Origin of the sequence: Alkalibacillus aidingensis, assembly GCF_014595945.1 — a bacterium.
In the GTDB taxonomy this organism is placed as follows: domain Bacteria; phylum Bacillota; class Bacilli; order Bacillales; family Alkalibacillaceae; genus Alkalibacillus; species Alkalibacillus aidingensis.
Map to the genome: position 1 here is coordinate 279,868 of NZ_JABXWU010000001.1, position 15,727 is coordinate 295,594.

15 protein-coding genes are annotated in these 15,727 nt (G+C 36.8%); all 15 read left to right on the forward strand.

Translation table 11 applies throughout. The features are described from left to right. The first annotated feature begins 213 nt into the window (after nucleotides 1–213). Nucleotides 214–990, forward strand: a complete 777-nt coding sequence (locus HWQ49_RS01425) for a ribonuclease HII (protein ID WP_188205788.1) — start codon at nucleotides 214–216, stop codon at nucleotides 988–990. A 15-nt stretch (nucleotides 991–1,005) separates the two neighbouring features. Then, the gene (locus tag HWQ49_RS01430) at nucleotides 1,006–2,895 is read left to right on the forward strand and encodes a hypothetical protein (RefSeq protein ID WP_188205789.1); all 1,890 of its coding nucleotides are present in this window, start codon (nucleotides 1,006–1,008) and stop codon (nucleotides 2,893–2,895) included. Next, complete coding sequence (locus tag HWQ49_RS01435; protein ID WP_188205790.1) at nucleotides 2,892–3,167, forward strand: EscU/YscU/HrcU family type III secretion system export apparatus switch protein; 276 nt, start codon at nucleotides 2,892–2,894, stop codon at nucleotides 3,165–3,167. The genes HWQ49_RS01430 and HWQ49_RS01435 overlap by 4 nt, the downstream gene beginning before the upstream one ends. A gap of 104 nt (nucleotides 3,168–3,271) precedes the next feature. After that, a complete protein-coding gene (gene sucC, locus HWQ49_RS01440) occupies nucleotides 3,272–4,432 on the forward strand; it encodes an ADP-forming succinate--CoA ligase subunit beta (protein WP_188205791.1) in 1,161 nt (386 codons plus the stop codon). 16 nt (nucleotides 4,433–4,448) lie between these two features. Continuing rightward, on the forward strand, nucleotides 4,449–5,351 hold the full coding sequence (sucD, locus tag HWQ49_RS01445; protein ID WP_188205792.1) for a succinate--CoA ligase subunit alpha: 903 nt from the start codon (nucleotides 4,449–4,451) through the stop codon (nucleotides 5,349–5,351). A 103-nt stretch (nucleotides 5,352–5,454) separates the two neighbouring features. Next, on the forward strand, nucleotides 5,455–6,339 hold the full coding sequence (gene dprA, locus HWQ49_RS01450; RefSeq protein ID WP_188205793.1) for a DNA-processing protein DprA: 885 nt from the start codon (nucleotides 5,455–5,457) through the stop codon (nucleotides 6,337–6,339). A gap of 163 nt (nucleotides 6,340–6,502) precedes the next feature. Then, the gene (gene topA, locus HWQ49_RS01455; RefSeq protein WP_188205794.1) at nucleotides 6,503–8,578 is read left to right on the forward strand and encodes a type I DNA topoisomerase; all 2,076 of its coding nucleotides are present in this window, start codon (nucleotides 6,503–6,505) and stop codon (nucleotides 8,576–8,578) included. Nucleotides 8,579–8,887: 309 nt separating this feature from the next. After that, complete coding sequence (gene xerC / locus HWQ49_RS01460; RefSeq protein WP_188205795.1) at nucleotides 8,888–9,787, forward strand: tyrosine recombinase XerC; 900 nt, start codon at nucleotides 8,888–8,890, stop codon at nucleotides 9,785–9,787. Between the two features lie 27 nt (nucleotides 9,788–9,814). Continuing rightward, complete coding sequence (gene hslV / locus HWQ49_RS01465) at nucleotides 9,815–10,378, forward strand: ATP-dependent protease subunit HslV (protein WP_188205796.1); 564 nt, start codon at nucleotides 9,815–9,817, stop codon at nucleotides 10,376–10,378. Next, nucleotides 10,375–11,769: an ATP-dependent protease ATPase subunit HslU gene (gene hslU, locus HWQ49_RS01470; RefSeq protein ID WP_188205797.1), complete on the forward strand. Its 1,395-nt coding sequence runs from the start codon at nucleotides 10,375–10,377 to the stop codon at nucleotides 11,767–11,769. Before hslV ends, hslU begins: the two co-directional genes overlap by 4 nt. A gap of 20 nt (nucleotides 11,770–11,789) precedes the next feature. After that, the gene (codY, locus tag HWQ49_RS01475) at nucleotides 11,790–12,569 is read left to right on the forward strand and encodes a GTP-sensing pleiotropic transcriptional regulator CodY (protein WP_188205798.1); all 780 of its coding nucleotides are present in this window, start codon (nucleotides 11,790–11,792) and stop codon (nucleotides 12,567–12,569) included. Between the two features lie 305 nt (nucleotides 12,570–12,874). Then, nucleotides 12,875–13,261 carry a flagellar basal body rod protein FlgB gene (flgB, locus tag HWQ49_RS01480; RefSeq protein WP_188205799.1) on the forward strand — a complete coding sequence of 129 codons (387 nt, stop codon included), beginning with the start codon at nucleotides 12,875–12,877 and terminating at the stop codon, nucleotides 13,259–13,261. A 2-nt stretch (nucleotides 13,262–13,263) separates the two neighbouring features. Continuing rightward, complete coding sequence (gene flgC / locus HWQ49_RS01485; protein WP_188205800.1) at nucleotides 13,264–13,719, forward strand: flagellar basal body rod protein FlgC; 456 nt, start codon at nucleotides 13,264–13,266, stop codon at nucleotides 13,717–13,719. Nucleotides 13,720–13,730: 11 nt separating this feature from the next. Further along, the gene (fliE, locus tag HWQ49_RS01490) at nucleotides 13,731–14,042 is read left to right on the forward strand and encodes a flagellar hook-basal body complex protein FliE (RefSeq protein WP_188205801.1); all 312 of its coding nucleotides are present in this window, start codon (nucleotides 13,731–13,733) and stop codon (nucleotides 14,040–14,042) included. A 93-nt stretch (nucleotides 14,043–14,135) separates the two neighbouring features. After that, nucleotides 14,136–15,716 (forward strand): flagellar basal-body MS-ring/collar protein FliF, encoded by a 1,581-nt coding sequence (gene fliF / locus HWQ49_RS01495; RefSeq protein WP_188205802.1) that lies wholly within the window; start codon nucleotides 14,136–14,138, stop codon nucleotides 15,714–15,716. Nucleotides 15,717–15,727 lie beyond the last annotated feature (11 nt).

Below are 15,727 nucleotides of genomic sequence, written 5' to 3' on the forward strand. Positions count from 1 at the left end.
AGATAGAAGCACTGTCAATGACGTTTTGACACCGTGTGAAGCGAAAAACGTAAGAGAGCAGCACTTTCAATGACGTTTCACCACCGTGAGAAGCGAAAACGTCATTGAAAAGCACCACCTAAAAAAAGTTACTGAACATCCTATCGCTAACTCGATATAAACAACAACGGATTTTAACAGAGAGAAAGATCAATAAAATGGGGGAGTAAAACCGTGAGAGGGCAGGGGACAATAGCACAAATTAAGGAACAGATCAATCAACCAGATGTTTCAGAAGACTGGATTAAACAACTTAGACAAGACGACCGAGCTGGAGTACAAAAACTTATCAAACAATACGATAAACGGCTGGAAGCTAAACAATTGCAATTATCCCAGTTTGAACAAATGAAACAATATGAATATAACCAACAAGCAGAAGGTTATCGGGCTATTGCTGGAGTGGATGAAGTTGGCAGAGGTCCTTTAGCAGGCCCTGTTGTCGCTGCTTCAGTTATATTGGATATAAATGATCAGTCATTGCTAGGAATAAATGATTCCAAAAAACTGACAGAAGAAAAACGAGCTGAGTATTTTGAAATTATCCAAAAGCAAGCTTATTCAATAGGTGTAGGAATCGTTGATAACCGTGTCATTGATCAGATTAACATTTATGAAGCTTCTAAGAGAGCTATGCGCCTAGCTATTGAGAATATGAATTTAGAGGCTGATTTTTTACTATTAGATGCCATGACGCTGCCAGATCTTAAAGTACCTCAGCAGTCTATTATTAAAGGGGATGCAAAAAGCATTTCAATTGCTGCTGCTAGTATTGTTGCCAAGGTAACGCGTGACCGAATGATGAAAGATTTTAGTAAAAAATACCCAGCATTTCAGTTTGGGCAGAATATGGGTTATGGAACCAAACCACATTTAGAAGCATTACAACAATATGGGCCAACCCCTTATCATAGAAAATCATTTAACCCCGTCTCGTTATATACCATATAAAGGTGGTAGATTTGGATGACAGAAGTTAATAAAATTTTCCAATCAATTCGTGTGAAAGGATCCAACTCAACGCAACTTTCATTAAGGGATGGACAAGTTGTACGGGGGAAAGTTGTCAAGTTTTTTCCTGATAACAAGGCAATGGTTAATATTGGTAGACAGCAGGTAGTTGCTCAATTAACTACGAATTTGCAAGCTAATCAAAATTATTTAATGCAGGTAAATCAAACGACCCCATACATAAGGTTAAGAATTGTGAGTGATGAACCAGCTAAAACCCCTGATGAAGCAGCTAGAATTTTACTAAAGTCTTCAGGACTGACAGCGAGTCGTGCAGAGCAAAGGTTAATAGCTTCACTATTAAAGGATCAACTACCTATCAGTGAAAGAAATTTAGCTCAAATTCTTCATTTGGCATCTCTAGGGTCTGATGAGAATTCTCACCCGATCCTTAGAGAAATGTTGACTCGTAATTTCCCATTAACTGAACAGCTTTACTGGGCTATTAATCAACGAGTCAATCAACCTATATCTTTTAGTCAATCGATACAACAAATCCAAGGGCAGTTAGCACAAAGTGAGAGCTTAACCTCACAACAAATACAACTCTCAGCTCATTTAAATGTTCTAACTGGTAACAATATGAACGAACAACAGTTATTGAATACGTTTGTACATCAAGTGTTATACGAGCTTGGAAGAGGGTCCCAGACAACTTTTCAATTGTTTCAAAAGGGTGGGTTAATTTCATCTCAAATGAATTTTTCCCAGTGGGACAATCTATGGAGAAATTGGGCTCAAACTAATCAAGTTCAATTTCAGTTATCCACTAATAGTGAACTTACTAGTAATATAAAGCCTGAGCAGCTGCCAATCAGTGTATCATCTAAACAAATTAGTGATGTTATTAACCAATTGGCTAACCAGCAATTAAATGGTTCAAGTAGGCAAATACGTATGCTTCAATCTTTTGTTCAGCAGCTTGGTATGCTAAAAGACGAAACACTTAGTAGGATGGCACCTAATCAGTTGAATTTGATGCACAATATAACTCAACTACCTTCATATCAACAATTAGCTAATTCTTTACCCGCGACCATGCAGTCATACATGCAACATTTAACACAAATGATGCAGAATCAAAATTGGAAAATGGCTCAACAATTTTTGACTTCACAAGAAGGTCAACAATTATATCAAGAAATAAATAACCTTCTTACAAGTCAAGTCGTAGGCCAAGAACAAAGGGCTTTACATTTTTGGAACGCATTGGTTCAGTCCCAAATGACCAACTTAAATTCGTTTATGAACCAATTAAGCGCTTTTTTTCAATTAACACAGTTTGAGCTAAGTGTTTTAAGAAATCAGTTGCCCGATTATCCGTCTATTCAATCGCTAATTTCAACCATGGCTGCTCAGACGTCTGGCACAGCTATGCAAGAAAACTTACAATCTGTAATTCAAATCTTACAAGCCATGCATTTATCTTATCAAGAGGCAAATCGAGACTGGGTTCAATTCAGTGCCCATTTACCTAAAGAGATGTTTGGGTTAAACGAAGATCTGTGGATGGATTTTGAAGGTTCCAAGCGTGAAGATGGCTCGATTCATCCCCGGCATTGTCGTGTTATGTTCTATCTTAATTTACCTAATATTGAAGAGACAGTTATAGATATGCAAGTGAAAAATAGTCAAATTGATTTAACCATTTATCATGATCAACCCAATCGAGTAAAAGGATTAGCAGAAGAGTTCAAACAGATGTTAGCTATTAATTTGGCTAGTCATCAGTATCAGTTAACAAATTTTGATGTTAAACCGTTAAGACAAAGTTATGAAGTATTAGAGACACCATATAGAGGTCAGTCTAACCATGGCTATAAAGGAGTGGATTTAAAGGTATGAGTGATGGCAAGAGGAAAGAGGCAATTGCGTTAAAGTATAATGAAGACCATCATGACGCTCCAAAAGTTATTGCTAAGGGGAAAGGGTTAATTGCAGAGGATATTATCAACTCAGCAGGAGAGCACGATATACCGGTATATGAGGATCAAGCATTAGTCGAGCTAATGAGTGAACTTAATATTAATGAGACCATCCCAGAGGACTTATATCAAGCTGTTGCAGAAGTTTTTGCTTTCATTTATCAGCTAGATAAAAAGTATGAAAAATCCTAACCTATTTCTTTTGATTGTGACAATTTTCATGTATAATATACAAAGTGTGGTTTAAATATTTAGTATATATTTATTGCAGTGACTTTTTGATGGGAGGATGTAACATGAACATTCATGAGTACCAAGCGAAAGAAATTTTCCGCAATTACAATGTTGCTGTACCTAACAGTAAAGTAGCATTCTCTGTTGATGAAGCAGTTGAAGCCGCTCAAGAATTAGGTTCAGGTGTAACAGTTGTAAAAGCGCAAATCCACGCTGGTGGACGTGGTAAAGCTGGCGGTGTAAAAATCGCTAAAAATTTAGATGACGTACGTGAATACGCTAATGAAATCTTAGGTAAGACATTAGTAACTCACCAAACAGGCCCAGAAGGTAAAGAAGTTAAACGTCTTCTTATTGAAGAAGGTTGCGACATCCAAAAAGAATATTACTTAGGAATTGTTTTAGATCGCGCGACATCTCGCGTGGTAATGATGGGTTCTGAAGAGGGTGGAACTGAGATTGAAGAAGTAGCAGCTGAAACTCCTGAGAAAATCTTCAAAGAAGTAATTGACCCTGTTACAGGTTTAACTCCTTTCCAAGCTAGAAGGTTAGCTTTCAACTTAAATATTCCTGATGAACTATTAGGTAAAGCAGTTAAGTTCATGATGAGCTTATACCAAGTATTTACTGAAAAAGATTGTTCAATCGCAGAAATCAACCCACTAGTAACAACAGGTGATGGCGAAGTATTAGCGTTAGATGCGAAGTTAAACTTTGATGACAACGCATTGTACCGTCATAAAGATATTGTTGATTTCCGTGACTTAGACGAAGAAGATGAAAAAGAAATCGAAGCTTCAAAACATGATCTAAGCTACATTTCATTAGACGGTAACATTGGTTGTATGGTTAATGGCGCAGGATTAGCAATGGCTACTATGGATATCATTAAACATTATGGCGGCGAACCGGCTAACTTCTTAGATGTAGGTGGCGGTGCGACTGCTGAAAAGGTTACTGAAGCATTTAAGATCATTTTGTCCGATGCCAATGTTAAAGGTATCCTAGTTAATATCTTCGGTGGAATTATGAAGTGTGACGTTATTGCTGAAGGTGTTGTCGAAGCAACTAAGCAAGTTGGTCTTGAAATTCCACTAGTTGTACGCTTAGAGGGTACTAATGTCGAACTAGGTAAGAAGATTTTAGATGAATCTGGCCTAAATATTACTTCAGCAGAATCAATGGCTGATGGCGCAGAGAAAATCGTATCTCTAGTAAAATAAGAAAGGACGGGCGAAAATGAGCGTATTTATTAATAAAGACACAAAAGTTATTGTTCAAGGTATTACGGGCGGAACAGCTCTTTTCCATACAAAACAAATGCTTGAATACGGTACACAAATCGTCGGTGGTGTAACACCTAAAAAAGGTGGAACAGAAGTTGAAGGTGTTCCAGTATTCAATACAGTTGAAGATGCTGTGAAAACAACTGGGGCAAATGCTTCTGTTGTATACGTGCCGGCACCATTTGCAGCTGATGCGATTATGGAAGCTGTGGATGCTGAATTAGATTTAGTCATTTGTATTACAGAACATATTCCAGTTATGGACATGGTTAAAGTTAAGCGTTATATGGAAGGTAAAAAGACTCGCTTAGTAGGTCCTAACTGCCCTGGTGTTATTACGCCTGAAGAGTGTAAAATCGGTATTATGCCAGGTTATATCCATAAGAAAGGACACATCGGTGTTGTATCACGTTCCGGTACTTTAACTTATGAAGCAGTTCATCAACTTTCAGAGAATGGCTTCGGTCAATCTACTGCTGTAGGAATCGGTGGGGACCCTGTTAATGGTACGGACTTCATTGATGTACTTAAAGCGTTTAATGAAGACCCTGAAACTGAAGCTGTTATTATGATCGGTGAAATCGGTGGTACGGCTGAAGAAGAAGCAGCAGAATGGGTTAAAGCTAACATGGATAAGCCGGTTGTTGGCTTTATCGGTGGAGCCACTGCACCTCCAGGAAAACGCATGGGCCACGCTGGTGCGATCATCTCAGGTGGTAAAGGTACAGCTGATGAGAAAATCCGTGTAATGAATGAATGCGGTATTAAAGTAGCTGAAACACCATCAGTTATGGGTGAAACTATGATTAGTGTTCTTGAAGAAAAAGGTTTAGTTGATAAATGTAAAACACATTAATTTCTATTAAAGCAGTTGGGTTTAGGTTTCTAAACCCAACTTTTTTACCATGAATAGAGGTCCTATAAATACTTTCCATCAAAACATAAGGAGTGAGGTTTATTTGAGTGTTAAACAGGCCTTCTTACTTTATTATTTACTGCGTTTTCAAGACCTTAATCGGCGAAAAATCTTACAATATATGGACAGTGATCCAACCTTAAATCAAGTTTTAAGTTCATCTCCGGAAGATTTACATAAAAATTTTCACCTCACAAAATCTTCAGCTCAACAGCTTTACAATCATCTCCATAATGATAATCATAAGTTACTCGCCTGGAATCAATTTCAGAAATTTAATGTTTTAACTTGGTTTGATGAAAATTATCCCGATGCCTTTAGACATATCCCAGATCCCCCTTTAGTCCTGTATTACCAAGGAAATCTGTCTCTGTTAAACACCCCTATGTTAAGTGTGATTGGAACAAGAAACCCTTCTTTATATGCCCAACAAAAAATAGAAGAATTGCTGTCAGCAGTAGTCGAAAATCAAATTACTATTACTAGTGGATTGGCCCAAGGAATAGATGGAATGAGCCATCGTTTTGCTTTATCACAAAACGCAAATACGATTGCAATACTAGGGTTTGGATTTGATCATATCTATCCATCCATGCACAAGGGGTTACTTCAGGAAATTAGTCAGTTAGGTCTGGTCATAACGGAATACCCACCTCATATCAAACCCCAAAAATGGCATTTCCCTGAACGGAATCGTTTAATAAGTGGTTTATCATCTGCTATTTTAATTATTGAAGCAGCAGAGAGAAGTGGAACACTTATTACAGCAGATCAAGCCCTCGAGCAAGGAAAAGATATATTCGTCGTTCCTGATTCTATATTTCTAGAGCAGTCCAAAGGATGTCATAAATTACTTAGAGAAGGAGCAATCCCAATCACCAGTAATGATGAACTAAATAATTGGTTGCAAAAAATTTTGCAACTATAAACAATAAATGGTAGTGTTAATTAATAAATTGTCGAACAGTTTTTTTTCATATGTGTTTGACAAATGATATAGAATTATTTAATAATGAATGAGATTAATTGTTCAAGTAAATTTACACAAATATCCAATAAAAAAGAAAATACCTCGTAGGAGGAATAGGTTAATGTCTGATTACTTAGTTATAGTTGAATCACCAGCAAAAGCCAAAACAATCGAACGCTACTTAGGGAAAAAATATAAAGTTAAAGCATCTATGGGACATGTAATTGATTTACCCAAAAGTCAAATGGGAGTAGACGTTGATAATAACTTCGAACCCCGTTATATCACGATTCGTGGTAAAGGGCCTGTTCTTAATGATTTGAAAAAGTCTGCCAAAAAAGCGAAAAAAATCTTTCTAGCAGCCGACCCCGATAGAGAAGGGGAGGCGATTGCTTGGCACTTAGCTCATAGTTTAGGTATTGATGAAGATGCAAACTGTCGAGTGGTCTTCAACGAAATTACTAAAGATGCCGTTAAGGATTCATTTAAAGAGCCACGCTCAATAGATATGAGTCTTGTCAATTCTCAACAGGCTAGACGAGTTTTAGATCGTTTAGTCGGTTATAATATCAGTCCATTATTATGGAAGAAAGTCAAAAAAGGCTTAAGTGCCGGACGTGTTCAATCCGTTGCGGTTAAACTGATTATAGACCGTGAGAATGAAATTAAAAACTTTGTACCAGAGGAATATTGGTCCATAACCAGTGAGTTTACTCATAAGCGTAAAAAGTTTGAAGCGAAGTTTTATGGAATTGATGGTGAGAAAGTTGAATTAAAAAATGAAAATGATGTTAATTCAGTGTTAGAACGTCTTGATGGTGATGAGTTTCAAGTTGTGAAAGTTAACAAGCGTGAACGAAAAAGAAACCCAGCACAACCATTTACGACATCTTCGTTACAACAAGAAGCTTTCCGAAAGCTCAATTTTAGAGCGAAGAAAACGATGATGATTGCTCAACAATTGTATGAAGGTATTGATTTAGGTGGTAAAGATGGAACAACTGGTTTAATTACTTATATGAGAACAGATTCAACCAGAATTTCGGATACGGCCAAAGGTGATGCAGCGGAATTAATCGAAGCGAAGTTTGGTAAGGAGTTTCTTGGTAAACAAACAAAGGCTAAAAAAGATAACCGCTCACAAGATGCGCACGAAGCTATTAGGCCGACAGTTGCTCATAAGGATCCTAAAACGATTAAGCCTAAATTATCAAATGATCAATATAAACTGTATAAGCTAATTTGGGACCGGTTTATAGCAAGTCAAATGGCACCAGCTGTTATGGATACCGTAACTGCTCATTTAACTAATCAGGGAGTTGAATTTAGAGCAACAGGATCACAAATTAAATTCAAAGGATTTATGGAGTTATATGTAGAAGGTAGCGATGATCAGAAAAAAGATGAACAAAAAGTCCTGCCGCCATTAGAGGAAGGGCAACAGGTTAAATCCCAAGAGATCACCCCTAACCAACACTTTACACAGCCACCTCCGAGATACACCGAAGCAAGACTGGTTAGAACACTTGAAGAAAAAGGGATTGGTCGACCATCTACTTATGCTCCGACACTTGATACGATCCAAAGAAGAGGATATGTAGCTCTTGATAATCGCCGGTTTGTCCCAACTGAATTAGGTGGGCTTGTGACGGAGTTATTGGAGGAATACTTTCCAGAGATAGTTAACGTACAGTTCACGGTTGATATGGAAAATAATTTAGATGCTGTAGAAGAAGGAAAAAAAGACTGGCGTCAAATCATTCATACGTTTTACCAAGATTTCCAAAAGCGCTTAGATCGAGCGGAAGAAGAAATTGAAAAAATTGAAGTCCGTGATGAACCGGCTGGTGAAGATTGCGAGAAGTGTGGACATGAGATGGTTTATAAAATGGGGAGATATGGTAAGTTTCTAGCATGCTCCAATTTCCCAGACTGTCGTAATACCAAACCAATCTTAAAAGAAATCGGTGTAAAATGTCCGAGATGTAAAGAAGGTAATGTCGTTGAGCGTAAAAGTAAAAAGCGAAGAACTTTCTATGGATGTGATCAATACCCAGAATGTGAATTCATTTCATGGGATAAACCAATAGAACGCCCATGTCCTAAATGTTCCTCTCTTTTAGTTGAGAAGAAACAGAAAAAAGGTGTTCAAGTTAAATGTACGGAATGCGATTATTCGGAGAATGTCCAACAATAATAAGAATAGAAAAAGACGAGTTTTGAATAACTCGTCTTTTTTTTCATTTTTTAGCAAATTTTTATATGAGTTTTGAATATTTTGTATACATTTTGTGAAACATGATAGTAGCCGAGTTGTTAAAATTGACACACAATTTTTATTCATATAGAATTTACGATTGGTTAGTAAGTTGTTACATAAGGAATTGAGGATTATGTATGTCATTAATTTTAAACAAAAAATATAAGGGTGACAACTATGTGATAATTGTTGAATTATTCGGAAAAGTTTGATAAAATTTAATTTGCTTATTTAGGGAGGGTGAATATGGAATTGAAATCAATTGTTGAACAGTTCAAGCGCTTTCTTACTGTTGAAAAGAATGCCTCCCAACACACCATTCAACATTATATTCTAGATGTTGAACAGTTTATAACTTTCCTACAAAAAGAAGTTATCTCGGCTTTTCATGATGTGCGTCACTCTGATATAAGATTGTTTTTAACTGAATTATACGATCAAGGGTTATCACGGGTCTCTGTATCAAGAAAATTATCAAGCTTAAGAAATTTTTATTTGTATTTAGAGAGAGAAGGTATAGTTGATCAAAATCCATTTCATTACGTGTCAATGCCAAAAAAAGATCAATACATACCCCAGTTCTTTTACGAGGAAGAATTACAGAAGCTTTTTCAAGTTGAGGATTTAACGACATCATTAGGCCAGCGTAATCAAGCATTAATTGAACTACTATATGCTACTGGTGTACGAGTGAGTGAATTAACACAGATTAAATTAGAACACCTTGATTTTAATCTTGGGATTGTACTTGTACACGGTAAAGGTAATAAACAGCGCTATGTCCCATTTGGGTTATATGCTCAACAAGCTTTAAAACGATATATCGATGATGGAAGGCTTACATTGATTGAAAAAGTGGATGAAGTACAAGAGCAATTATTTGTGAATCATCGTGGTGGGCCTCTAACTGACGAAGGAGTTAGATATATTTTAAATGACATGATGAAAAGAGCTGCATTAACTTCTTCCATTCATCCTCATAAATTGCGACATACGTTTGCGACTCATTTGCTGAATGAGGGGGCTGATTTACGCTCTGTACAAGAATTGCTCGGTCATGAAAATTTATCATCAACGCAAATTTATACACACGTAACAAAAGATTATTTACAAAATGTATACAAGAACGCACATCCAAGAGCTTAGAAAACTTTAAGTGGAAGAGGTGTTAATATGGAACAATCGTTTCATGCAACGACGATATTTGCCGTTAGACATAATGGTGAAGCTGCTATGACTGGTGATGGGCAAGTTACTTTTGGCAATGCTGTCGTTATGAAGCATAAAGCTAAAAAAGTACGAAAACTATTTAATAACCAGGTAATTGCGGGTTTTGCTGGTTCTGTAGCAGATGCATTCACGTTATTTGAAAAGTTTGAAGCCAATTTGGAAAAATATAATGGTAATTTAAGCCGTTCAGCTGTTGAATTGGCTAAAGAATGGCGTAGTGATAAAGTGTTACGTCGACTTGAAGCCATGTTAATTGTGATGAATAAAGACAAGATGCTCTTAGTCTCCGGTACTGGAGAGGTGATTGAACCAGATGATGATATACTCGCAATCGGTTCTGGTGGGCACTATGCTTTAAGTGCGGGTAGAGCATTAAAAAGGTATAGTGATGATCAAACTGCAAAAAGCATTGCAAAGGCAGCACTAGAGATAGCTGGTGAAGTCTGTGTTTACACAAATAATGAAATTGTATTAGAAACATTGAGTGATAAAGGAGATCGTCAATGAGTATAAAAGCTACACCCAAACAAATTGTTGAACAGTTAGATCAATATATTATCGGACAGTCAGATGCTAAACGTGCACTTGCTATTGCTTTACGTAATCGTTATAGAAGGATGCAAATACCTGAAAGCTTACGTGATGAAATTGTTCCTAAAAATATTTTAATGATGGGTCCGACAGGTGTAGGTAAAACTGAGTTGGCTAGAAGGTTAGCAAAACTAGTTGGTGCCCCCTTTACTAAAGTGGAGGCAACAAAGTTCACTGAAGTAGGGTATGTCGGGCGCGATGTCGAATCAATGGTTCGTGATTTGGTGGATACGAGTGTACGCATGGTTCGTGAGGATAAAATGGTAGAAGTACAAAAAGAAGCACGCCGAGCTGCCGATAATCGAATCGTAGAGTTACTCGTTCCAGGTAAGAAAAAAACCAATCCACAAATGAAAAACCCATTAGAAATGTTGTTTAACCAACCTGATGAAGCGAACAATCAAACACAAGATCATGAAGAAACTGACCGTGCAGAAAAGCGTCGAGAAATCAAGGAACAGTTAGATAAAGGGCTCTTAGAAGACCGGAAAGTGACCATAGAAGTTGAAGAACAACAATCTTCAATGTTTGACATGCTACAAGGTTCGGGTATGGAACAAATGGGGATGAACATGCAGGATGCTTTTAGTCAGTTTATGCCAAAGAAAACGAAAAAACGCCGATTACCTATAAAAGAAGCTCGTGAAGTTTTAACACAAAGTGAAGCTGAAAAAATGATTGATATGGATGAGGTTCACCAGCTTGCAATAGAACAAGCTGAACAATCAGGTATTATTTTTATTGATGAGATTGATAAAGTTTGTGGGAAGGAAGAAAAGCAAGCGAATGTATCTCGTGAAGGAGTACAGCGAGATATCTTACCAATTGTTGAAGGTTCAACAGTGGTGACTAAATACGGATCTGTTAAAACCGATTATATGTTATTTATTGCAGCTGGGGCATTTCACATGGCTAAACCATCAGACCTCATCCCAGAATTACAAGGAAGATTCCCAATTAGGGTTGAACTTAACAAGTTAATGATTGAGGACTTTGTTAATATTTTGACTGAACCATCAAACGCTATCTTAAAGCAATATACAGCCTTGCTTGAAACAGAAGGGATTGGGCTGAATTTTACAGATGAGGCAATTAACCGGATTGCTGAAATTGCATTTGAGGTCAATCAAGAGACCGACAATATCGGTGCCAGAAGGCTACACACGATTATGGAAAAGCTTTTAGAGGATCTATCCTTTGAAGCTCCAGATATTACGATGGAAACGATCGAGATAACAAGACCTTATGTTGATGAAAAACTATCCACGATCGTTAAAAATAAAGATTTATCTGAGTTTATTTTATAAAATGATTAGGAGGATTTACCATGAATTTATTAGAAAAAACAAGAGTTATTAACGCAATGTTACAAAAAACACAAGGAAAAGCAGTCAACTTTAACGATATGTCAGGTACACTTCGTGATGTGATTGGTGCAAACATTTTTGTTCTTAGTCGTAAGGGTAAGTTACTTGGCTACGCCATTAAACAGGAGATCGAAAATGATCGCATGAAGACAATGCTAGAAGAACGCCAATTCCCAGAAGAATATACAAATAATTTATTTGGTATTACTGAGACTACTGCTAATATTGACATTAATAGTAGTTATACTGCTTTCCCTGTTGAAAACAAAGATTTATTTAAAAATGGTTTAACAACAATCACACCAATTATCGGAGGTGGTGAGCGTTTGGGGACATTAATTCTAAGTCGTATTGAAGACTCATTTGATAATGATGACCTGCTACTCGCTGAATATGGCGCAACGGTTGTTGGCATGGAAATTCTACATCAAAAAACGGAACAAATTGAAGAGGAAGCAAGAAGCAAAGCAGTTGTTCAAATGGCGATCAATTCATTATCATATAGTGAATTGGAAGCGATCGAGCATATATTTAATGAATTAGATAGTAATGAAGGTTTATTAGTTGCTAGTAAGGTAGCTGACCGTGTAGGTATTACGCGATCTGTTATTGTCAATGCACTTAGAAAACTAGAAAGTGCTGGAGTTATTGAATCTAGGTCACTTGGAATGAAAGGTACGTATATTAAAGTATTAAATGATAAATTCCTTGTTGAATTAGATAAGCTTAATATTTCATAATCCTTTATAATAAAGTAACAAGGGCTGTCCCATTAGTCATGAAAAACTGACTAATTGGGTACAGCCCTTTTTTGTGGTTTATGAATATTTCTTAAGATTATTAACACCTTATACAATTGTTTACTGTTAAGTAGACATAATTAATTAGTTAAAAAGTACCTTTTTAATTATATATCGACAAATCTATTAAAATGTTTATAACAAATGTGTCATTATTCGAGAAAATATGCAATAATATAGACAAAATACTGTAAAGTTCTGATTATGATACCATTCGAAAGTTGTCGAAGAAAGGTGGGGGTCGAGTGAAATTATTTGATAACACATTTCAAAATTTACATCGTGGATTGGATTACGCCTCAGTTAAAAACAAAACGATCGCAGATAATATCGCTAATGTTGATACACCAAACTATAAAGCAAAGACTGCAACTTTTAAAGACCATTTTAATGAGGCATCTGATCGTTTGGAGGCTAAGAGGACAAGACCACAGCATATCCCATTTTCAAATGGTGAAAGCTCTATCTCTGTCAAGGCTAGAAATGATGTTACATACAACAATAACGGAAACAGTGTCGACTTAGATAAAGAAATGAATGAATTAGCTCAGAATCAACTCTATTCTGAAGCATTAACCGAACGAATTAACGGTAAGTTTAATTCTATTAAAACGGTAACTGGAGGTAGATAAGCATGAGCATTTTTCATGGTATGAATACGAGTGGTAGTGCGTTAACGGCTAATCGCTTTAAAATGGATGTCGTATCTTCTAACATTGCGAATGCTGATACTACTCGTGCTGAGCTAAATGAAGATGGTGAATGGGAGCCTTATCGTCGTAAATTAGTATCTCAAGAGCCTAAGGATTCTAGTTTTAATTCCTTTCTGCAAAAATCGATGAAACAGACGAATACCCCTGGAAATGGTGTCCGGATTCAATCAGTTGTTGAAGACCAATCCCCTTTTGAGCAAGTCTACAACCCAAGTCATCCAGATGCAAATGAAGAAGGTTATGTTGAAATGCCAAATGTCGATCCATTAAAAGAGATGCTTGATTTAATGTCGACAACAAGAGCTTATGAGGCAAATGTAACTGCATTGAATGCTTCAAAGGGTATGTTAATGAAATCTTTAGAGATTGGGAAATAGAGGTGTGAAAGATGAACGCAATTAACAATCAGTTATTTACTCAGGCGCTTAATCAACCTACTAATAATAATCGTGCACAACAAGTTACGCCGAATGAGGCACATCAAAGTTTTGCTAACACATTAAAAAATGCGATCAATGAAGTGAATAAAACACAACACGAATCTAATGTGAAAACTGAACAGTTGATCAATGGCGAAGCTAAAGACTTACATGATGTAATGATTACTGCCGAAAAGGCTGGTGTCACGCTTCAAACAGCAACAGAGATACAGAATAAAGCTATAGAAGCTTATCGTGAAGTCATGCGCATGCAAATCTAATATTAAAACCTATTAACCAAATTAAATCTAAGGTTACAAAATGTGAGATGGAAAAACAGATAGCGTAATAGATTTAGAAGTCGGGGGAGCACAATGAATGAAACTATACAACAATACCGTAATCGAATAACTGAGTTTTGGCAGTCAAGAACTAACCCCCAACGCTCATTAATTGTTGGAGGGGCTTTGGGGTTAATAGCGCTGATTGTCACTATAACCGTTATTGCTTCTTCAACAAAGATGGTGCCTTTATATAGTAATTTATCATTAGAAGAAGCTGGTGAGTTAAGACAAGAATTAGAAGACCGAGGCGTGTCGTATGAAATTGAGCAGGGTGGTAGTACGATACTAGTTCCTGAAGCCCAATCTGATGAACTTCTTGTTGATTTTGCAGCTCAAGGAATTCCTAATAGTGGAAATATTGATTATACGTTTTTTAGTGAAAATGTTTCTTGGGGAATGACTGATGAAGAAAGGCAAATTATTGAATTAGATGCTCTTCAAACAGAGTTATCCAACCTCATAAGTAATATTCAAGGAATCTCAGAGGCTAATGTCCTTATTAACCAAGCAAGAGATACGATCTTTGTTGGTGATGAAATGAATGATTCATCAGCATCTATTGTTGTTAATACAGATTATGGCTATGACTTTGATCAAGCACAGGTGAAAGGTTTGTACCACTTAGTTTCTAAAGCTGTACCTAACTTACCAGAGGAAAACATCGTGATTATGAATCAGCATTTTGAATATTACGACCTAGAAAACACAAATAACGGTGCCAATCATACATATGCTGAGCACCAGCAAATTCGTAAAGATGTTGAACGTGATATTCAAAGAAGAGTTCAGCAGATGCTAGGCACGATGATGGGTCAGGATAAAGTGGTTGTTTCTGTAACAACTGACATTGATTTCACTCAAGAAAATAGAATTGAAGAGCTAGTAGAACCTACTGACCTAGACAATATGGAAGGTCTACCAGTTAGTGTTGATCGAGTAACTGAGACTTACACAGGTTATGACGGATCTGAACTAGTTGATGGAGAAGCCGATATCGACAATTTAGTTGGTGTCATTGAAGACGGTGAAGAAGTGACCGATTATGAAATGGTACGTGAAACGATTAACAATGAATTCAACCGAATCCAACGTGAAATTGTAGAAAGCCCTTATGAAATAAGAGATTTAGGTATACAAGTCGCAGTTGATAACACGGTAGAGGAAGGAAATGAAATCGTCCAGCTAACTGAAGCGGAACAAGTGGCTGTAGAAGAGGATATTCAGTCCATCTTAGGATCGATTATACAAACATCTGTCTCTTCAGAAGTAGAAACGGTTGAACCCATGGATAAAGTATCTATAGTCTTTCAAGAGTTTTCTGGTGCACCTGATTTCCAAAGTCCAACAACGCCAGCGATTCCAACATGGTTATATGTTGTCGGTGGGATTATGTTATTAGTTATTATAATTCTATTAATTATGGTATTCAAACGAAAACAAGAAGATGCACCTACAGACCTAGTAGAAACAGTTGAAGAAACAGAGCAAGATTATTCCATGGAAGAGGTAGAATCAGAATCCGTCATAAGAAGAAAACAACTAGAGCAAATGGCCAAAGAGAAACCTGAAGAATTTGCGAAATTACTCCGATCGTGGATTGCTGATGATTAAAGGAGGGCTCG

What these genes read in the sequence shown, in the direction of transcription:
- HWQ49_RS01430 (WP_188205789.1), top strand. Translation starts at nt 1,006, where the DNA reads ATGACAGAAGTTAATAAAATTTTCCAATCAATTCGTGTGAAAGGATCC.
- hslV (WP_188205796.1), top strand. Translation starts at nt 9,815, where the DNA reads ATGGAACAATCGTTTCATGCAACGACGATATTTGCCGTTAGACATAAT.
- HWQ49_RS01435 (WP_188205790.1), top strand. Translation starts at nt 2,892, where the DNA reads ATGAGTGATGGCAAGAGGAAAGAGGCAATTGCGTTAAAGTATAATGAA.
- sucD (WP_188205792.1), top strand. Translation starts at nt 4,449, where the DNA reads ATGAGCGTATTTATTAATAAAGACACAAAAGTTATTGTTCAAGGTATT.
- flgC (WP_188205800.1), top strand. Translation starts at nt 13,264, where the DNA reads ATGAGCATTTTTCATGGTATGAATACGAGTGGTAGTGCGTTAACGGCT.
- fliE (WP_188205801.1), top strand. Translation starts at nt 13,731, where the DNA reads ATGAACGCAATTAACAATCAGTTATTTACTCAGGCGCTTAATCAACCT.
- codY (WP_188205798.1), top strand. Translation starts at nt 11,790, where the DNA reads ATGAATTTATTAGAAAAAACAAGAGTTATTAACGCAATGTTACAAAAA.
- topA (WP_188205794.1), top strand. Translation starts at nt 6,503, where the DNA reads ATGTCTGATTACTTAGTTATAGTTGAATCACCAGCAAAAGCCAAAACA.
- fliF (WP_188205802.1), top strand. Translation starts at nt 14,136, where the DNA reads ATGAATGAAACTATACAACAATACCGTAATCGAATAACTGAGTTTTGG.
- xerC (WP_188205795.1), top strand. Translation starts at nt 8,888, where the DNA reads ATGGAATTGAAATCAATTGTTGAACAGTTCAAGCGCTTTCTTACTGTT.
- hslU (WP_188205797.1), top strand. Translation starts at nt 10,375, where the DNA reads ATGAGTATAAAAGCTACACCCAAACAAATTGTTGAACAGTTAGATCAA.
- sucC (WP_188205791.1), top strand. Translation starts at nt 3,272, where the DNA reads ATGAACATTCATGAGTACCAAGCGAAAGAAATTTTCCGCAATTACAAT.